This window comes from Sphingobium sp. MI1205 (genome assembly GCF_001563285.1).
In the GTDB taxonomy this organism is placed as follows: domain Bacteria; phylum Pseudomonadota; class Alphaproteobacteria; order Sphingomonadales; family Sphingomonadaceae; genus Sphingobium.
Window position 1 is genome coordinate 145,496 of the sequence record NZ_CP005191.1, and the last position, 18,150, is coordinate 163,645.

The 18,150-nt window shown below is 64.2% G+C and carries 16 protein-coding genes and 3 pseudogenes; 4 read left to right on the forward strand and 15 right to left on the reverse strand.

Going from position 1 to position 18,150, the window contains the following annotated elements; translation table 11 throughout:
- Window positions 1–72: 72 nt before the first annotated feature.
- Window positions 73–1,071, forward strand: a complete 999-nt coding sequence (locus K663_RS21515; protein WP_020819418.1) for an IS110 family transposase — start codon at window positions 73–75, stop codon at window positions 1,069–1,071.
- Window positions 1,072–1,304: 233 nt separating this feature from the next.
- On the opposite strand, the gene K663_RS21520 is transcribed toward K663_RS21515, so the two are convergent.
- The 3 genes from K663_RS21520 to K663_RS21530 form a co-directional block, all read right to left on the reverse strand.
- Window positions 1,305–2,651 carry a hypothetical protein gene (locus tag K663_RS21520; RefSeq protein WP_025160947.1) on the reverse strand — a complete coding sequence of 449 codons (1,347 nt, stop codon included), beginning with the start codon at window positions 2,649–2,651 and terminating at the stop codon, window positions 1,305–1,307.
- 259 nt (window positions 2,652–2,910) lie between these two features.
- On the reverse strand, window positions 2,911–3,555 hold the full coding sequence (locus K663_RS21525) for a hypothetical protein (RefSeq protein ID WP_020819416.1): 645 nt from the start codon (window positions 3,553–3,555) through the stop codon (window positions 2,911–2,913).
- Window positions 3,556–3,616: 61 nt separating this feature from the next.
- Complete coding sequence (locus K663_RS21530; protein WP_020819415.1) at window positions 3,617–4,651, reverse strand: deazapurine DNA modification protein DpdA family protein; 1,035 nt, start codon at window positions 4,649–4,651, stop codon at window positions 3,617–3,619.
- A 28-nt stretch (window positions 4,652–4,679) separates the two neighbouring features.
- Here K663_RS21530 and K663_RS21535 point away from each other — a divergent pair, with 28 nt between their 5' ends.
- Window positions 4,680–5,174 carry a hypothetical protein gene (locus K663_RS21535; RefSeq protein ID WP_020819414.1) on the forward strand — a complete coding sequence of 165 codons (495 nt, stop codon included), beginning with the start codon at window positions 4,680–4,682 and terminating at the stop codon, window positions 5,172–5,174.
- Window positions 5,175–5,209: 35 nt separating this feature from the next.
- On the opposite strand, the gene K663_RS21540 is transcribed toward K663_RS21535, so the two are convergent.
- The 6 genes and pseudogenes from K663_RS21540 to K663_RS21565 all read right to left on the reverse strand — a co-directional run.
- Window positions 5,210–5,716: a thermonuclease family protein gene (locus K663_RS21540; RefSeq protein WP_020819413.1), complete on the reverse strand. Its 507-nt coding sequence runs from the start codon at window positions 5,714–5,716 to the stop codon at window positions 5,210–5,212.
- Between the two features lie 53 nt (window positions 5,717–5,769).
- Entirely contained in the window at window positions 5,770–6,249 is a 480-nt protein-coding gene (locus K663_RS21545) for a hypothetical protein (protein WP_020819412.1), read from the reverse strand.
- A gap of 118 nt (window positions 6,250–6,367) precedes the next feature.
- Window positions 6,368–6,574, reverse strand: coding sequence for a hypothetical protein (locus tag K663_RS21550; protein ID WP_020819411.1), 207 nt, complete (start codon window positions 6,572–6,574; stop codon window positions 6,368–6,370).
- A 32-nt stretch (window positions 6,575–6,606) separates the two neighbouring features.
- Window positions 6,607–6,948 (reverse strand): annotated as a pseudogene (locus tag K663_RS21555) (DUF6927 domain-containing protein); the annotation flags it as partial.
- Window positions 6,949–6,968: 20 nt separating this feature from the next.
- A complete protein-coding gene (locus K663_RS21560; RefSeq protein WP_020819409.1) occupies window positions 6,969–8,891 on the reverse strand; it encodes a reverse transcriptase domain-containing protein in 1,923 nt (640 codons plus the stop codon).
- A 612-nt stretch (window positions 8,892–9,503) separates the two neighbouring features.
- Window positions 9,504–9,773, reverse strand: a pseudogene (locus tag K663_RS21565) (DUF6927 domain-containing protein); the annotation flags it as partial.
- Window positions 9,774–9,937: 164 nt separating this feature from the next.
- On the opposite strand from K663_RS21565, the gene K663_RS21570 reads away from it, so the two are divergent.
- Complete coding sequence (locus K663_RS21570; RefSeq protein WP_020819407.1) at window positions 9,938–10,864, forward strand: PLP-dependent cysteine synthase family protein; 927 nt, start codon at window positions 9,938–9,940, stop codon at window positions 10,862–10,864.
- A 38-nt stretch (window positions 10,865–10,902) separates the two neighbouring features.
- Here K663_RS21570 and K663_RS23605 read toward each other — a convergent pair.
- Window positions 10,903–11,106: pseudogene (locus K663_RS23605) on the reverse strand (zincin-like metallopeptidase domain-containing protein); the annotation flags it as partial.
- Window positions 11,107–11,268: 162 nt separating this feature from the next.
- Between K663_RS23605 and K663_RS24090 the strand changes: the two are divergent.
- Window positions 11,269–11,493, forward strand: coding sequence for a hypothetical protein (locus K663_RS24090; protein WP_062118092.1), 225 nt, complete (start codon window positions 11,269–11,271; stop codon window positions 11,491–11,493).
- On the opposite strand, the gene K663_RS21585 is transcribed toward K663_RS24090, so the two are convergent.
- From K663_RS21585 to K663_RS24095, 5 genes are all read right to left on the reverse strand, one after another.
- A complete protein-coding gene (locus K663_RS21585; protein WP_020818728.1) occupies window positions 11,484–12,347 on the reverse strand; it encodes an ArdC family protein in 864 nt (287 codons plus the stop codon). The genes K663_RS24090 and K663_RS21585 overlap by 10 nt on opposite strands.
- Before the next feature lie 169 nt (window positions 12,348–12,516).
- On the reverse strand, window positions 12,517–14,679 hold the full coding sequence (locus tag K663_RS21590) for an integrase (RefSeq protein ID WP_020818727.1): 2,163 nt from the start codon (window positions 14,677–14,679) through the stop codon (window positions 12,517–12,519).
- Window positions 14,676–16,463: a hypothetical protein gene (locus K663_RS21595; protein WP_020818726.1), complete on the reverse strand. Its 1,788-nt coding sequence runs from the start codon at window positions 16,461–16,463 to the stop codon at window positions 14,676–14,678. The genes K663_RS21590 and K663_RS21595 overlap by 4 nt, the downstream gene beginning before the upstream one ends.
- Entirely contained in the window at window positions 16,460–17,809 is a 1,350-nt protein-coding gene (locus tag K663_RS21600) for a tyrosine-type recombinase/integrase (RefSeq protein WP_020818725.1), read from the reverse strand. Before K663_RS21600 ends, K663_RS21595 begins: the two co-directional genes overlap by 4 nt.
- A gap of 155 nt (window positions 17,810–17,964) precedes the next feature.
- Window positions 17,965–18,141 carry a zincin-like metallopeptidase domain-containing protein gene (locus tag K663_RS24095; RefSeq protein ID WP_335339122.1) on the reverse strand — a complete coding sequence of 59 codons (177 nt, stop codon included), beginning with the start codon at window positions 18,139–18,141 and terminating at the stop codon, window positions 17,965–17,967.
- Window positions 18,142–18,150: the final 9 nt, after the last annotated feature.

Here is an 18,150-nt window from a genome sequence, read left to right on the forward strand (position 1 = left end):
CTTATGGGATGGACGCCTCCCGCAAGCGGGCCGAGCATGTTGCCACAGCGACCGGGAAGAGGAGTTCATCACATGCAAATGCTAGCGATCGATTTGGGCAAGCAGTCTTTTCACATCTACGGGATCACTTGCGAAGGTGAGGTAATCTCGCGGAAGGTTAGCAGGGCAAAGCTGGTCGATGCGGTGACCAGATTGCAACCGCAGTCGGTCGCGATGGAAGCCTGCGCCAGTTCACACCACTGGGGCCGCGTCTTCGAGGCGCTGAGTTATGCCGTTCGCCTGATCCATCCGCGTTTCGTCAAGCCATTCGTGAAGGGATCGAAGAATGATGCGGTTGATGCCGAAGCCATTTTCGAAGCTGCCAACAGGCCAACCATGCGGTTCGTGCCGCTGAAGAGCGTCGAACAGCAGGATCTGCAAGCTCTGCACCGAACGCGTGACAGACTGATCGTGCAGCGCACCGCGTTGATCAATCACACTCGTGGTCTTTTGGCCGAGTATGGCGTCGTCATGCCGGCAGGTGCGTCCCGGTTCCGGCTGCAGGTCGACAAGATGATCGAAATTGCCGAACTATCGCACTTGGCGAAGGACCTGTTCCTGAAGCTCGTCGAGGAGTATCGCGACTTGGATGCCAGAGTATCCACTCTGGATGACATGCTGGTTGATATCTGCCGGAGAGACGATCGTTGCAAACGTCTGACTACGCTGCCGGGGGTAGGACCGATTGTCGCAACCTCCCTCATCGCCGCAATTGACGATGGCCGACACTTCGCATCCGGCCGAGCCCTTTCTGCCTGGATTGGACTGGTTCCGCGACAATACACGACCGGCGGAAAGCCAAGGCTCGGTGGTATCGGGAACAGAGCCAATCATTACCTGAGGCGCCAGCTGATACATGGTGCACGGTCTGCGTTGCTGCGGATCGCCAAGCATGACGACCGGCGTTCAAAATGGGCGCAGGAACTGCAATCAAGGGCAGGCCACAACAAGACACTCGTCGCCATGGCAAACAAGACTGCTCGCATGGCCTGGGCGATGTTGCGAAGCGGCGAAAGTTACAAAATGGCGTGACCGTTCGGGCAGCGGGCCGCAATCTGATCAGAGGTTACAAATGCGAGGTGAAGACTTGATGGTGTAACGGCACGGACCGCCGCTTCACAGCCTGTAAGGAACGATGGCCCTCGAGGCCGCTCATCTTAAAAGGCACTGAACCGCGCGGATTCCCATCATGGCCAGGGGCGAAAACACCTCAATCAACAGGCCGGATAGATTCACGCATCCAATGCCGGAGCAACATCGAGAAACTACCTTGCGCGGGAGGCGTCCATAGAATCGTTCCTTCCCTGGATTGACGTGTTTGCTGGCCTTGGCCATGCCAGCCGCGTTGCACCGCCGAATGCCCGCAGGCGCGCTGCCATCGTGCTGCGCAGACGGGCGCGATTTGCGATGACGGTTTCCCATGCCAATGGCTCGCCTCGCGCCGTGACGAAGCCCGCGGCAGGCTTACCGTCGGCGGTTTCGATGACGATGCGGTGGCCGCGCGGGGGAAGCTTGCCGGCATAACGGGCCGTAAATTCTCCGAGCCGGCCCGTCAGGCCATTGACGGCCTTGCCCCAACGAATGTGGCCTGCCCCGACCGTCTGGCCCGCGAGAAACCCACGGTCGAGCCAGATACGAAAGTGCGTCCGTTGCTGGAGCGCGGTGTTCCGCGTTCGTTCCATTGTCCGGCAAAGCGGAAGCGCTGCAGCATGTGCATCGAGCAAAGCCAGATAATACCCTTGGGCAGCGACAAGGATGTCATCAAAGTCGCGATCACCGAGCAGCGCCCGCAAGCAGGCCTGGAGTGCGCGATCGGACGCGAGTACCTCCAGTGCTTCGGGACCACCGAGGGGCAGCGCCGTATCGGCTCTATCGAGAGGGTGAAAACCGGCTCCGGAAATGACGACGATGGTCGCCTCCCCGCAGCCCGAGCAGGAATCGAGAGCCGGACGAAGCAGGGCCGTTTTTGCCGGCGCGGCGACCAGTCCGGCTTCGGGCGCACCGATCAGGAGGAGGCGACGATGCCAGCGTGCCGGCCGCGGCACGTCAGTCGGCTTGAGCCATTCGCTGGGACGAGGCCGCGCGGGCAAAATGGCCGAAGACGTTGGTGTGCGATCCACCATCAAGGCGCGGCGCGCGGTGTCGAAGAGGTCATCGCGGTTGCCGCCACCATCGCAAAAGCCGTGATCATAGGCTTCGGCGCCCGCATCGAGTGGGCCAGGCTTGCGGCATTCGGGATCCCAGCCCGCATGCGCGGCATACCAGCCATCGGCATAGCGGACCGATCGATCCCAGTCATGGCCATGGAGATCGCGCGCGCGCAGAATGGCACGATCGCGATCATCCCCCCGTCCCTCGGCGACTCGTCTTGCGGTGAAGGCGAAATTGCGGGCCTGTCGTTCCGCCTCGACCATGTGCGCCATCGCTTCCATCACCGGCCGCAGTGCCGTGACACGCTCGCGCATACGTGCCATGCGCTGATCGAGTGGGGAATCGTTCGCAAGGTCCGGGAAGCGGCGCCAGGCATCAGCGAGCGCCGCTGCTTGTACCGGGCTTCGACCATGGGCAATCCATGCGTCGGTGTCAGCGGGGTCAAACGGCTCTGACATCATCGGTCTCCTTCGATGCGAATCCCAGGAGACGTGGCGGCGATGGTCGGAGGGGACAGCGTACCGCTCCGACAGTTTCTCGATCACACCCACAACTGGCATACGCGCGCGCAAGCCCGCGCCCGAAATCGGAATGCACCGAGATCAACGCTTGCCGTTCGAACGAACTTTCCGTGAAAGGTATATAGAGGCGATAGGAATAGCCCGACTCCTGGACGCCGATCCTGACGCGGACGAAAAGAATGCGCATGATCGCCTTCGTTCAGGCGACGAGACGGGGAACAACGGGCTGCGATGTGGACAAGCGAAGCTCCCGCCGGATTCGTGCGGCGAAGCGGCCCGGGTCGACAAGTTCGCGGATTGACGCCCAACAATTACGGTCTCCAAGATGATCGTCGCGGCCCTGCACCTTGCGAAAGCACACTTCCCGATCGGGACCGGAGAGGCCGAGCGAGAGTTGCACCCAGACATCCTCGCCGTGCAGCGTCACTTCGCCTGACACGGCGGGACCACCCTTGTTGGACCGGATATCGAAACTGCCCTCGTCGAGCGCGAGGGCGTCGGCCAGGCGGCGCATGGCGGCGCGCCCCTCCGAATGAAACAGGCGCTTGGCGGGCTCGTCATGGGCAACGCCGCGATAGGCGAGCGTCTTCAGAACCGGCCGGTTCCGCAGCTCGGCGATCCGCGCGATGCAGTCGCGCCGCAGATCCGCGTCCGGTGCACGCGTTTCGCACACCGTCCCCAGATGGCGCGCAAGCAGAATAACCGCCGGATCACGTTCGAGATCGATGCCGGCGTTGCGGCAATCGGTGATGGCGGCGTGGATCGCATGCAGCGCCGTGCCGATCGTGATCAGCGCGCTGGGATCGAGAGCCTGACTGTAGCGGAAGGCGAGATCATAATTCATGAGAGTCTCCGGGTCTCGAGCGGTTCGGCCGCTCACACCTCCGTTCCCCCTCTCCTCACCTTCAGTCCGCTGATGCTGCGCCGTAGATGTCCGCTGCCCATTGCTCGGTCCACAGGGCCGTCATCTCGTCATGGTCGAGATCGCCGGTTTCGATGAGATCGCGTATCTCGCGGCGCGCCTGTGCGATCACCCGCTCCCAGGGGTCTGCCGGTTCGGGAGGTGGCGGCACCTCAGGTTGCACCGGCAACTGTCGCGAAGGCCGATCAAGGCGAGCATGCTGTCTGAGCAACCACTGCGTCATATGGTCCGCCACCAAGCGGTCGGTCTTGGCTTGACCACAACGTCGCGCGGCGATGCGCGCGCTGACCCCATAGGCCTGGCTGTCGATCGAGGCGATACGATGGGCGAAGGCGGTGAGATAGGGGATGGCGGCGCCCTTGACGCCGAAGAGATGCAGACGGGTCTGCCTTGGCAGCACCTGGTCGAGACGATCAACGACGGCGATCAGTCCATCCGCGCCATGGACAGGGCGCCGGCACATGCTGCCGACACCGACAAGCCCGGCGCGCTCGATCATATGCGCGAGCGCCACTGCACAGCGTTCATAATCACCGGGATGACGTCCCTGAATGACCGGCATGAAGGTCGCATCGATCCCGGCATTTTCAGCGCGCAGCCGGCATTCGATGTTGGCCCGGATGGTACGGGACATGCGGTCGAGCACCTCGTTGCGATCGCTGGCCACTTCCTGCTCGACGCAATAGTCGAGGCTTGCCCACCAGCGGAATGGATAGGCTGCGGCCAGGCCGACATAATCATCGACCGTCCAGGGATAGCGCCCATAGGTGACCATTGCGCTGAACCCCGCGCTGTCGAGGCTGAGGCTGCGAAGACCATGCGCATTCATGAGTGGCCGCGTCGTCCAGCCGGCCCATTCGCGCCAACCTCGCTTCGTCGACCAGCGCGACAGGGCATTGGCGGAAATCAGGACGGGCTGCTGAAGCTGTCGGGCGCGCCGCAGGAGCACCCCATCAGCAAGGTGCGGCAGTCCCACCATGACAGCGATCGAGCGTGACTTGACCGGATAATTGTTCATGTTATGTTCCATTCAAGGGAGATTTTTAATGACCGAGCAGGCCGCCCGCTATTTTGAACCGTTCGATCTCGATGTGACGCTGCGCGATGCCGCGCTTGACGATCAAAACCGCCCCACCCGCCGCATGCTGGCCAATGCGGCGATCGGTATGCATGTCGAGGATGCCTATTATTCGGTGCGCGAACTGCGCGAGGCGATGTCCTGGGTCCATGAGGGTGAGACGGGCGGCAAGCGCAAGCTCGCGTCCATCCTGAGCAATCCGGCAGGCGACGATTTCCAGCGCTGCATCTATTTCTGCCTCGCTGGCCGCGGCATCGTCGAGATGCTCGACGATCTGATGTGGCTCGAAGAGCTGCTCGAAGCGCGCGGCCGCGTCGCGGGCAGCATCCACCGCCGGAAAATCAGGGCACGTCCGCTGGTCTCGCCTTATGTAGCTGACGAACCGGATGGCCCTGTCGTCGCCTCAACCGAGAACTTCAGGCAAGGCCGTTCCTGGTGGGCCGATCCCGGCCTCACTGCCTGACGGGACCGCGCGGTACGCCGCTCCAGCCTTGGAGATCACCGCTCACAAGCGAGGCGGTCGCCGCGCCGCCACCGAGCCGGCTCGATCCACTGGCCAGCGAACGCGCCAGCCTTGTTTCGCTGCGCGGCGGCAAAGGCTTCGGTATATTGCTTCGCACGCGCCGGATCGGTTTTCAGGAATTGGGGTTGGGGAATGGCGAGACCCGCGCGGATCAGCGTCTCTCCGAGATCGCGGCCTTTCACGGTCACAGTCGCCACCGGCCGACCATAGCTCGAGCGGTTGGTGAGCCGGATTTGGGCGTCGGCTTCGCCCAGAATCCGCGCGGCATGATCCTGAGCCGCCTTGCCACATTCCCAGCACGACCGCGCCCGTTCACAGAGCTGACGGCGCTCGAACGCATCGACACCAAGGAGACGGAAATCGGCTGCAATCGTGTCGCCATCGAGCGCGCGAGCGGATGCGGTAAACCCCGGCTCATTGACGGGAGCACCCCGGACGTCGCATGCGGAGACAAGGAATAGGAAACACAGAAAACGATACATTCGATGTCTATGACAAAGGGCGCTGATCTTTTCCATTGCGTCGAACACGAAGTTCAGTCCCCAGGAAACCAGTCGAACGTCAAGGTGCGCGCGCCGGCCCGGCTTTCGAGTTCAAGGACGTCGGCAATGGTCCAGATCTTGCGGGATTCGCGCGCCAGGTCCGCGTAACCACCGTAGGTGCAGCCGCCATGCACGATGAACTGGGCGTGGATGTTCTGGGTCGCCGCTTCGGAGAGAAAGAAGCCCGCAACGCCCTTGATATATTGTGGCGGGAGAACGCCCAGCATAGCGTCGTAGAAACGCTGCGTGATCCGGCTGAGAGGAAATGACGCCAATGTTTCGGCGCGCGTGCGTTCGAAATAGGCGTTGGTGGACTCGACAACAGCGTCGGGATGGCGATCGCGGTGACGCGCGAGCAGCGCGGCTGCGTCCTCCCTGCTGTGTGCGTAGTCGAGGGGGAATTTCGAAGACCGCGCGGTAATGTAAAAGTTAGTGTCCATGGCGGATCCTTCCAGCTTGGAGAACACCGTCATTCATCCCCCTTCCCTCTTGCCATGGGTCGCGAGCGGCGGGATCATGGGCCTGGCTGCGTTGCAGCGGCGGTCAGCATGCGGATGGGCTTTGCTCCGGAAGACATGAATGGAGAGGGCTTCAGGCGACCATCTCGAGGACGATCAGGCCCGACGACGCAGGGTCGGTAGAGATGCGGAAAGGCTGCAGCGGATCGGTAGTGCGCAGGATGCTTACCTTACCCTGCGAATGATCGAAAATCCGGCTGGCGACGCGCAGGGCATTCTCGCGGCTGCAGAGCAACTGGCGTTTGGGAGACAGACAACGCCTGTCGATGGCCGTCGTCATGACCTGATCCCTTTCTCCTCGAGGATTGACGCTCATGCAAACAGCGTCTTGTGGATCTTGGTGACCGGTACGACCACCCAGGCGCGCGTCATGAGGCGACTGATCCGGTAGAAGCAGCCATTCTGCGGATCGCGAAGCACGAGCCTCCGGCCGCGCTTGCAGACGACGAACTCCTGCGCGACATTACCGTCGGTGAAGGTCACCGGCTCGGGAAGCCGGATGCGATCCCCGTCCGCGAGTTTGCGCGCGCGGTGCGCAAGGTTCGCCCGGCAACGTGCGCGCCAATCGAGCGCATATTCATGCTCGGTCGGGCTCAGCAGATCGAGGATCGCCGCGGGGCAGTCGGCCTCGCATGGCCCCATATTTTCGGTCAGTCGGGTAGGATTGGTGCTGCTCATGGAGTCAGCCCTGATCCCCCCGCCGAACCGCACGTGCAGCTTTCACCGCATGCGGCTCTCCACTGTGACGAACCATCACTTTGCCGTAGATCGGGCAGGCGGCCTCTGTGAGTATCCCAGTGGCATTGCTCGCACAGGACCACCGTCCTGCGGGCGCGTGCCACCTTCATTCTCACGACAAAACCGCGGTGCGAAACATCGGCCATCCCCCGGATATGGTGCACCTGACACGGAACATCGGATCGACCGCAAGCCTCGCATTGCTTGGCATTCTGACGATCAACCCAGTCCGTACGTGAGTGGGTGAACACCTGCGTCCAAGGCTGGATATCAATCCTGGACGAGGTGGCCGGATCACGTTTCAGATGAGCCAGTTTCCAGACTTTGACCGATCGGGGCTGGCCATCGACGTCGTAGCCGATGGTGAATTCCTGCCCCGTCCTCATGCGGGCCAAGACCGCTCGCACATTGGTTTTGTGCTTGCTGGCCAAGGTCTTGAACAAGCTCCACCGCTGGAGAAACTCAAGCCTGTTCAGCTTGAAGCTCACATCCTTGGCGAGAGCATAGTAGTTCGCAAAACCCCGCAATTCGGCGTTGTAAGCTAGGACGATCTCAACGTCGCTGCAGCTGAGCAGCAGGCTACGATGACGCGGCTTCAACACCGACAGATCACCATAACCTTTTGCAGAAGCGAACGCGTGGACCTTCTCCCAAGGGACATGCAGCTGCATCACTTCCGACGGCGGCCTACGAAGGAAGCTGACGGAACCTTGTCGGCTCCGGACAACCCGTTGGCGTGTCGTATATGTGCGGACCTCATATCCAAGGAAGGCGGCTCCATCGCTCGCCTTGCGGATACCGCTTTTCTCCTCGGACACCGTGAGCGCCAGCGCCTCGGTCAGGAATGCCCTGACTTCGGCGAACACGCTTCGTGCATCCTCCTTGCTACCGATAACCCCAATCATGAAGTCGTCCGCGTAGCGACAGTAACGAAGTCGGCGATAACCGGGGTCCATCGCGTCTCTCGACGGGATGGACCGCTTTTGCGGCAGTAAGGTTTGGATTTTGGCCAAGGAGGCCGCAACCTTCACCTCGTCGACATTGTCTTTGGCCCGCAGCATGGTGACGCGCTTCCGTTGTTTCTGGATGCGCCCAGCCAGTCGCCCATATTCCGGGTTCGTGGCACGGACCTTCCCCCTCTCGAAAGCCGCGATCCGTTCCGCCATGAACATATCGAGTTCATGGAGGTAGATGTTGGCCAAGATTGGAGAGACGATACCGCCCTGCGGAGTGCCGCTGTAGGTCCGGGTGTGAACCCGGTCTTCCATAACACCCGCCTTAAGCATGCTGCCGATCAAGCCGATGAATTTCTCGTCATCGATCCTTTTCCGCAACAGCCGCAGGAGGATGTCGTGGTCGATGTTCTCGAAGAACCCCGCGACATCCACATCTACGAGCCATTTCACCCCCGTCCATACGGCTTTGACGTGTTCAAGCGCCGTATGACACGACCGGCCCGGCCGGAATCCATGGGAGGCGTTCGAGAACACCGGTTCATAGATCCGTTCGAGCAGTTGCCGCGCCACTTCCTGAACGAGGCGGTCGTCGCGCGTGGGAATGCCCAGCGGACGCCGTTTGCCCTTGCCTTTCGGGATAAACACCCGACGCACTGGTTTGGGATCATAGGTCCCTGCCGTCACGCTGGCGATAATCGGGTCGAGGTCTTCCGGTCCGAAGTCCGCGAAGGTCTCGCCGTCAATACCCGGCGTCATCGCACCCTTGTTGGATCCGATCTTCTGGAGCCCCTCCTCCCAAAGGAGGCGAGACCCCATCAGACGATAGAGTCCATTCACCCTTTTGCCCGACGCAACGAGCGCCGGAATGGCCTCCAACCGGCCTTTCACAGTTTCTGGCAGCATCAGCACACCCCATGATCGGTGGTTGAAGAATCACAGCTGCCGCCCTTCCCCCGGTCTTCCCCGCTTTCGGCCCGATCGCTCGAGACCTTATACAGTTGCACCGCCGCCTCCGAAGAGGTCGATGTCCCGGGCATTACCCCGGGCATTTGAGTAATATGGCGGCTCCGTACCCATGCAGGCCGGCAGAAGCCGCCTGTTTAGGGCATCCCGTAGTTACGCTGAATGGAGATGCGGCGCGGTTAGGTGTCCCGTTCGTCCACTAAACCCCTCGACGAGAGGCGCACCGGATGGGCTGAGAAACAGGCGGCCAAGACATGAGACCGCTGTCATCATCCGGACCTGGCGTGACAGTCGCTTTCGCCAGTATCGCTATATAGATTGCTGCAGACTGGGATTTAAGCAGTGTAGCCTTCACCATACGCACCTTGCCCTGACCGTCATCGCCTCCATTTGCGACTAAGACGCATCTGGCCTTTTCCGAACATGCTATTGTTCCCCGTCCCTTTCGGGATTTCAGACCTTGTGAGGCCCGAGGTTAGTCCGGCGAGCAGAGGCATTCTCAACTTACCTCATCATCACTGATACTCCATTTCAGCGCCGCAACGGCGCACTATCCTTGTACCCGAACTGGTGGCCATCGCGCGAGCGTGGATTCCAGCGCACCAGGCACACTACCGCGAAAACGTTGCCGGCAATGCCGTCCACGATTTCCTGGGCTGCGGCGTAATAGGTCCGATTTCCCGGACAGGAGGACGCGAGCACCCTGAGGCCGCGTTTCGTGCCGTCCTCGAGCGTGTTTTCGTAGGTAAGCTGCGCGTCGAGATAGGATTTGGCGGTCTTGTGGCCGCCCATCGACGTAAAGGGCATGAAGAGCCATCCCATGATGAGTCCTTTCTTGAGGAAGGAAACCGGCCGCTGGCCGTTTCCGGTTTGAGGATCGTCGGGCCGCGAGCGCTGGTCAGCAGGCGAACGCCCGCGTATCAAAGTCGCAGTATTTTCATGTCGTGCGGATGTGACCTTCCGCACCCGTCATTGTCGGAGAAGTCATGCTCGCCGCGTCGGCCATTGAGATAATCGGCGGCACGCCTTTGATCGCACTGGATCGCATCTACACGGGTCCTGGTCGCATCATCGCCAAGGCCGAGTTCCTGCTGCCCGGGGGAAGTGTGAAGGACCGTGCCGCCAAGGCGATCCTGCTTGCCGCAAGAGAGGATGGCCGGCTGAAGCCGGGAATGCCGGTCGTGGAAATGACGAGCGGAAACATGGGCGCCGGACTGGCGGTGGCATGCGCCGCGCTCGGCCATCCCCTCGTCGTCACGATGTCGGCAGGCAACAGTCCGGCGCGAGCGAAGATGCTCGAAGGACTCGGCGCCGAAGTGGTGCTCATCGCCCAGGTGGATGGAAGCCCGGGCCAGGTGACGGGTTCCGATGTCAATGCTGCCGCACAGGCGGCTTGCGCGATCGCCCGGGCGCGTGACGGTTTCTACGTCGATCAGTTCAACGCTGCAGAGGGGATCGCAGCGCACGAGACCACGACAGGCCCGGAGATCCTGGCGCAGTTCGGTGGCCCGGTCGACGGATGGGTTGCAGCGGTCGGCACGGGCTGCACCTTCGTGGGCGTTGCAAAGGCGTTGAAGCGCGCCAATCCCGGTACGGTCTGCGCCGCTGTCGAACCGCTGAACGCGCGGCCGCTGGCCGGAGAACCGGTGCTCGACGCCCGGCATAAACTCCAGGGCATCGGTTATGGCACGGTTCCGCCGCACTGGGATCCGTCGCTGATGGATATGAGTGTCGGCATCAGCGATGATGAAGCTGAAGAGTGGCGGCGTACTCTGGCCCATCGCGAGGGCCTGTACGTCGGCTATTCTGCCGCTGCGAACGTCTGCGCCGCGGCAAAGCTGCTGGCATCGGGGCGGTTGACGGCTGATGCCGTCGTGGCAACGGTGCTTTGTGATACCGGCCTGAAATACTGAACCTCGGCGTGGGGGTGGCCCCGATGGACGTGCATCCGGTCGGCTGCCGGCTGCGCCTTGCTCGCCGCGCCGAAGCTTTTGAGATACGCGAAAGCCTGTTCAGCCTTGGCGGCAGCGTGGATGATCGCGGTCTTGTCGCCGCGGAGGATACCGAGCCAATGCGCCACATAGCTCGCATGACTGTCATGGAGGACGTTGGGCAGACCAAGGTCAGCACAGCAGAGCCCCGCCCCGATCTCGGCGCAATATCCTGACAGTCCAGCGAAAAATGGCGGTTGAAAGGTGAAAACCATCGGTGCCTCCTGCACTGCCTAAAAACCCCATGGCTCCCCCGAGGCGGGGGTGGGCGGCGAGAACGACCGGAGAGGCCCGCGCAAGCGGGGGGCCGCACCCGGAGGGGCGAAATGCAATGGAGCAGCGCGGCGAAGCCGGGCTTGCGGCGCGCCGTGGCGGGCCTAGCAGGGAGCGCCGACCAGACCCGCATCGAGGGAGGCCCAGAAATCAGCGCCGCCGCGCCAGCGGCGTCCGCTGGTGAGCGGGCGAAGCCCGCGCATCGCCGTGCGCGACGAAGCGGCCGAGCCCGCGAGGGATCGGCCGCTCGGCTTTGGTCGCTGCTGGATCATGGCTGACGGGCGTGCATCCAGTCGGCCGCTGCCTGCGCCTTGCTCGCCGCGGTGAAGATCGCGCGGGGCTCGTCCTTGAGCAGTTGCAGCCAGGAGGCGATATAGGCCGCGTGATCGGGTCGCGGTTCGTGCGCGATCCCAAGATCGGCGAGCAGGAACGATGCGGTCAGTTCGGCGGTCGCTTCCTCCATGGCGAGCGCGTGCCTGGTCCACTTGGCGCTGAAATCCCGGTCGAGCCGGTGAGCTGCGCCACTGGCATGAGCCGCCTCGTGAATATGGGTGGCGTAGAAGCCGTGGGCATCGTGGAAGGCGCTGAAATCCGGCATGTGGATGCGGTCTTCGGCGATGTGATAATAGGCGCTGGCCGAGCCGTAGACGGTATCGATGCCGAGGGCGGCGATGAAGGCTTCGGCGGCGGCGAGGCGTTCGCTCTCGGGCAGGTCCGGCCCCGGTTCGGGCGCATAGCCATCGACCTGATCGGCGTTGAACAGGCTGAACGCCTTGGCGAAAAGCCGGCGGTGGTCGTCATCGTCGCCGGCGTCGTCATCCTTCGCGCGAAACTCCTTCCAGAGGACGCCGAGGCTGGCCTGCTCGCCCTTGCGGACCTGCGCGCCGAGCGTCTGCCACTGGCGATAGGTGCCCCAGACGCCGCTCGCATAGCCGCTGCCATAGGCGGCTGCCCAGAGCGAGACCGTATTTATGCCGCGATAGGGCTTGCCGCTGGCGACGTTCGTCGGGCGGGTGACGTCGGCGCCAGAATGATGCCATGGCATGCGCCAGGTGCCGGTGCCGGCTTCGATGGCGTCGACGATCGCTTGCGTGACGCGAGCATAGACGTCGACACGTGGTGAGGCTGACATGATCTGTTCTCCGTTCTCGCGCCGGGGACCATCCCCGGCGGCGGAGGCCCGTTCGCGCCGGGCACAGGGGGGCTCGCGCACCCGTCAGGGCCGCAGCGAAGCGAAGGACGGCGAAGCCGTTGCGCGGGCGCGCCGACCGGCGCAGGACTCCGCCAACAGCCGGGGTGGTCTACGGCGTGGGAGGATCGATCCCGGCAATCACCGCGGTCAGGCGATCAAGCTCGCGCTGGAGAGCCTGACGCTGAAGATCGGAGATGCGCCGTTCGCGTAGATGCGCCCTGGCATCGGCCGCCGCGCGTTCCCAGGCCGGCCTGTGGCGGGCGGTGATGCAGGCGTTGGGACAGCGGGTCGGCTCGCACAGGGCGGTGAGCGGCTGCGCGGGATCAGGGGTCGTCACGCGCTTGAGGCAGAGCGCGGTCGCGGGATCAAAGAAGCAATCCGCGAGCGGGCCGACATGGAAGGTGCGCGCGACGCTGGCGAGCATGACGCGCAGGCGGGCGCGATCGGCGATCATGGCGGGCAAAGGCCCTTGTCTGACGGCGGCATCGTCGAGCGTCCGCGCGATGCGCGGTCCCGCTGGGCCGCCGAGCGATGCGCCGCCCTGACGGCGGTCGAAATAGTCCAGCAGATCGTCAATCTGACCGAGCCGGCGCTGCGCTTCGACCTCGGCGCGAAACCCCGATGCGCTGGTCCCGGCATAGCCCTCGAAAGCGGCGACCGAGGCGTGCTTGTACTGGATCATGCCGGCGATGGTGCCGAACGGGCGGTTGGCGATGTGCCACGCGATCGTGCGCCGGAACTGCCGTGTCGTGATGCGCCACGGCTTGCCGTCGGGACCGCGCGGGATGACCGGCATATCGGGGTTGCCGAAGGCGGTGTTGAGGTGGTCGCGGAAGGCGTTGAGCTGGCGGACCACCTCGCTCGACAGATGCGTCTTGGAGACGGCGCTCGCGCGCAGTACCGGCCAGAGCGTATCGCTGCCGCTGGCGCGCGCCGGTCCTGCCGACAGGCGTTCGAGCACCGTGATCGCATCGGCGACCGGCTCGATCGTCACCCAGCTCGCCACTTCGTCCACCGCCGCCCGGCGCTTGTAGATGGTCGATCGGATGCGATGCCGTTCGATCAGGCCGTCCTCGCTGCGCGCGATAGAGACACACCCGCGCCGCATCGCCTGCACCTCGCAGTCGCGCATGCCGGTCAGATAGGCGCACACGATATAAGCGGCGGCCTGGAGCATCCGTTCCTCGTGTGCGAGAGTCTTCGCGTCGAAGCGCTCGCGCCATGGCCGACCGCTATCGGGATCGATCGAGATCGGCGTGTCCATGCCGCCGACCTCCACCCCCAGCTCGGCCGCCACTGCATCGATCAGCCTCGCTTCGCCGCCGGTCAGCATGAGATGTGCGTGCGGTTCCGCCTGCACGTCGATCCCGACATGGAGATGTAAGAGATGGGCGTTGATCGGTGGGGTCACGCTGCCGGTGTTGGGGTCGACGCGCAGCTTGCCGTTATGAGCGGTGGCCCAGATCGGTGCGCCGCGCCCCTCGCGGCGTCGGCGATCGAAATAGGCCTTCAGGCGGGTGCGGCGACGTTGCCGGCGATCAGGGTCCGAGAGGCCGGCGTCGGCGGTGACAAGGCGATCCCGGCGCGCTTCGAGCCGATCAAGCTCGCGGCGGGCGGCGAGAATATCGTCAGCGAAGACGGTGACGTAGCGCAACGACCAGGCGAGCAGCGCGGCGATGACCTCTTCCGGGAACCGTGGGGTGCGGTTCTCCCGGACATGGCGGTAGCCCGCAACGCGGGCGGGCGCCTGTCCGGCCCAGGGCTCGAATACAAGGCCTCCGTCAGCGAGGTGGTCACGATAGTAATAGAGATCGGAGACCACTTCGAGGAGGTGACCGACGATGACGGGTCGTCGGGCAGGATCGTCACGGAGATGACGGGCATAGGCATCGACCAATGGCTGATCGATACGGGAAACGTCGAGCCGTCCGAGCCGCTCACGGGCGAAGGCGAAGAACCGGCGGGCACGGTTGAATGCCTGGCGGATGCAGGCGGGCGGTAACTTCGTCCGATAGCCGGGGAGATCGGCGTTGAGGCGGGCGTAGAGATAGGCGCGCATCGCCGCCTGGACATCGGCATGTTCGAGCACGTCGAAATGCACGGTGACGTGGCAGCGCCGGGCGTTCTCGCGGAATACGGCGGGACCGAGATCCCAGCTCGCGTCGCCGACGCGCGACAGATCTTCGCGGGCGTGACCGGCCTTGAGCGGCGCGCTCGCCAGCACGGCGCGATCGTCGAAGGCGGGCGCCTGGACATGGGCTGGCATGGTCATGTGCGTGCCTCCGGCGGCAGATAAAGCCGTTCGCCTTCCATCTGCCGGCGCGCATCGGCGATGACGGCATCGGAGAATGCCGGCAGGACCTGGGCGGTGATGCGGGCATGGACGCGGCCGAACTTGGCCGCCCAATCGTTCGCGGGCAGGCTCAGCCTCTGCTCTTCGACGAATGCGAGGAAAGCGAGGATCGCGGGGAGCTTGCGCGCGGTGATGACGGCGTTGGGACAATCGAGGCAACCCCAGAAGGGCTGCGCGCAGGGTGATCCGGCATCGGCGAAGGGACTGCTATGGAAGCCCGCGCAGGCGGCGAGCCAGACATCCTGTTCGCCGTCGAGCAACGGACCGACGGTATCGGGCGGCATCAGCGGCGCGGCCTGATCGGGCGATTGGCGCAACGCCTTCTCGGCGGTGGGCGGCAGCACGGTCGGCGTCGCGGTGGCGACCGCTTCGCGAAAGGCGTCAGCGAGGGTCTTCTCGTGCAGGGACCGAAGCGACGGCAGATCGGCATAGTGGCGCCCCGCAACCTCGCGCGAATGACCGACTGCGAAGCGGGCCATGTGCCCCTCAGTCTTCGTGTACCACAGCGCCTTGTGGGTCTTGCGGAGCCGGGAGAGCAGCAGGTGGAGCGGCTTGCCGTCGTCATCGACAATAGCATGCTGTGCTATCCAGGCAGCGATCCGCTCCTTCGGATGAGCGATACCCGCCCGCAGGCCGCCAACGTTGTGATAAACCCAAAGACGATCATCGGTCAGATGCTCGCGGGCTGGCGCGGTGACGTCGATCAGGCGACGGATGAGGCCGCCAGGCGTGCCACCACCGCCGTCGCGGACGCGCATGCTCTTGTGCTCGGCGCCGCGGGCGCGGCGCTTGAGATAGCGCAGTTCCACCGTGCCGGCATGGGGGTTGGTGAGACAATCCACGGTCAGCGCCTTCAGGCACTCGGGCTCGAGCCCGGTATCGAGCGTGAGCAGCACGAGCAGCGCCGGCAGATCGCGCGCAAGCAGGTGATGGCGGCCATGCAGATCGTCGATGAGCGTGCTGATCGGCAATCCGCGTCGCATGCGCATGAAATAGAGGCTCTTCAGCGCGGGCTGGTCTGCGACGATAAAGCCCTGCCGCGCGATGATCGCTTCGACCTCGGCGCGCACGCTGGCGATGACCGGGTCGCCCTCATCGGTGCGGTCGTCGGCACCGAGACGGCGGAACATCGCTTCGACGTCGGTCCTCGCGGCGTCGCGCAACGCGCGGGCAACGAAGGGGCTATAAGCATCGCGCGGGGTCGAGCGGCCCGCCGACGTGGCCAGTGTGTAGCGCAGCCGCTCATGCAGGTCAGGCGCGATCCGATCGGGCCGGTCTGCCTCGATCGCGCGCAATGTGTTGACGATCTTGCCGACCGTTATGTGCCGGTGGATCGCGCCCATCCCGCGGCGGTCGAGCGCGGAGGCGAACCCATCGATATGGGCTGCGCGCAGGTCGCCGACGCCAGCCACGTTCAGCGCTTCGTCGCCAAGCCAGGCGAAGAACAGGCGGTAGGCATTTACATACTGCTTGATGACGCTCGCCGCACCGATCGGTCCTCCGAGCGCGGCCGACCGTCGCAATGCGCCAGCAAAGGCGATGGCGAGCGGACGAGGATCGAGTGCGGCCATATCGATCAGGACCGTCCCGCCATGCCGCGCCTCGATGGTGAACTTGAGGCCGAGCACGGGATCAGGCTGCACGGGCTCCGGCGTGATCGGCACGAAGGCGACGGGCCGGCCCTTGCGGGGACGACCGCTCATGCGCCCTGCGGTCCCGGCAGCAGCGCAAGCAGCTCCTCGACCGCCGCATCCACCGTATCGGCGCGGGTCGCAATATGGTCGAGGTAGATATAGGTGGTGGTGAGGCTCGCGTGGCCGAGCAGGCGTTGCACCTGTTGCAGCGGGTCCCCGAGGATCAGCCGGTAGCTCTCCATCGGCCCCGCCGGCAATGCCGCTTCGCGCAGTCGCTGCTGGATCAGCAAGGCAAGCATATGGACTGCGAACGTGTGGCGAAGCTGGTGCGGGTTGATCGACAGCGGGAAGCCGTTCTCCGCGCACCGGTTGCCAGCACGGGTGAAGATCACCTCCCACGAGTTGGGCCGAACAGGCTGCCCGACCTCGGTCAGCCACAGCGCCGCCGGCTCGCGGGGCGGTCCATCCTCGTCGCAGAGGATCAGGCGGCATCGTTCCTCCGGGGTGCAGATATCGCGCATGCGGTCGAGACCGGCGCGGGTGACAGGGATCGGTCGTTCGAGCTTGGTCGCGCCGTCTCGCGCGGCGAACTTGGCGACGCCCGCGGCGCGCTCGACGGCGACGTAGGCGGCAATCTGACGAAGCAGCCGACGCGGGAGCAGGACGCTGCGTCCCCGGTCGCCCTTGGTCAGCGGTGGCGGGAGAGGCAGCCAAAGTTGTTGTGCATCGCTGTCCTCGCGGTCGATCGCCGCGAGCTCGGCGGCGAGTAGACCCGACGCCTCTTCGAGGCGCAGGCCGGTGGTGACGAGAAGATCGGCGAACAGCGCGTTGCGCAGCCCGTTCCGGTCGCGCGCGCCGGGGCGCTCGGTGCCGTCAGGGGTAAGGCCGCGCAGGCCGACCTCGCGGAAAATGCGGTAGTCGTCCATCGTGACGAACCGCACATCCGATCGCCTGGCAACACGTTCATAAGCGTCATTGCGCGCCGCGATCATGCCGCGACGGCCACCATGCGCCGGTCGCCACACGGCGCGGCGGCTGAACGGCGCGTCAGTGATCAGCCCGTGCTGCTCACCCCATCGGTAAAGGCGATCGAGACTGGCGACGGCACGGTTCCAGCTTGCGGCCGTTATCCGGTGATCGGCCTCGTCGCGGCGTCGCTCACGATGATAGGCGTCGACATCGTCGCGGGTCGCAGCCCACACGGTCTTGCCGCAGGCATCGAGAAAGCGAAGCCAGACTACGACATCATAGGCATAGGCGCGCAGCGAATGGCGCGAGCGGACGCCCGACAACGGCAGGTCGAGAAAGAAGCGATCCAGATCGGGATCATAGAGCGCGTCGCCGCGCAGGATCAGCGGCACATGCGCATCGAGGCCCCTGGCCTCGCGGCGCTCGCAAACAGTAATGATCGACACCGGCGCGAAGCCCTCCCCCGGACCCCCACCCGGAAGCTGACCTTCACACCGTTGCGCACTATGGCCTGGCAGCAATCAGGCTGGCCTCCGCCAGCTCTTGGGTCAGCGCTACGGCCAGCCTGATTACTGCCTACCGTGGGCGTCCATCGCCGACCTTACTGCAAAGTTGCGAGCGGCGCAGACTGTCCAGATAAGGCGACCAGTTCTTCGAACGCATAGGCCTTGTCGCCGAAGCGCTTGCCGAAGGTCCGTGCGAGTCGGCTGGAATGGCCCGACCAGTGGGTCTTATGCCGATATCGGCATAAAGGGCATAATGCCGTAACCCTGATTATGCCGCATGG

Coding starts and splice junctions, on each gene's coding strand:
- K663_RS21595 (WP_020818726.1), bottom strand. CDS start 16,463: ATGAGCGGTCGTCCCCGCAAGGGCCGGCCCGTCGCCTTCGTGCCGATC.
- K663_RS21570 (WP_020819407.1), top strand. CDS start 9,938: ATGCTCGCCGCGTCGGCCATTGAGATAATCGGCGGCACGCCTTTGATC.
- K663_RS21550 (WP_020819411.1), bottom strand. CDS start 6,574: ATGACGACGGCCATCGACAGGCGTTGTCTGTCTCCCAAACGCCAGTTG.
- K663_RS21590 (WP_020818727.1), bottom strand. CDS start 14,679: ATGACCATGCCAGCCCATGTCCAGGCGCCCGCCTTCGACGATCGCGCC.
- K663_RS21540 (WP_020819413.1), bottom strand. CDS start 5,716: ATGTATCGTTTTCTGTGTTTCCTATTCCTTGTCTCCGCATGCGACGTC.
- K663_RS21525 (WP_020819416.1), bottom strand. CDS start 3,555: ATGAATTATGATCTCGCCTTCCGCTACAGTCAGGCTCTCGATCCCAGC.
- K663_RS21560 (WP_020819409.1), bottom strand. CDS start 8,891: ATGCTGCCAGAAACTGTGAAAGGCCGGTTGGAGGCCATTCCGGCGCTC.
- K663_RS21530 (WP_020819415.1), bottom strand. CDS start 4,651: ATGAACAATTATCCGGTCAAGTCACGCTCGATCGCTGTCATGGTGGGA.
- K663_RS24090 (WP_062118092.1), top strand. CDS start 11,269: ATGCAATGGAGCAGCGCGGCGAAGCCGGGCTTGCGGCGCGCCGTGGCG.
- K663_RS21515 (WP_020819418.1), top strand. CDS start 73: ATGCAAATGCTAGCGATCGATTTGGGCAAGCAGTCTTTTCACATCTAC.
- K663_RS21545 (WP_020819412.1), bottom strand. CDS start 6,249: ATGACGGTGTTCTCCAAGCTGGAAGGATCCGCCATGGACACTAACTTT.
- K663_RS21535 (WP_020819414.1), top strand. CDS start 4,680: ATGACCGAGCAGGCCGCCCGCTATTTTGAACCGTTCGATCTCGATGTG.
- K663_RS21520 (WP_025160947.1), bottom strand. CDS start 2,651: ATGATGTCAGAGCCGTTTGACCCCGCTGACACCGACGCATGGATTGCC.
- K663_RS21585 (WP_020818728.1), bottom strand. CDS start 12,347: ATGTCAGCCTCACCACGTGTCGACGTCTATGCTCGCGTCACGCAAGCG.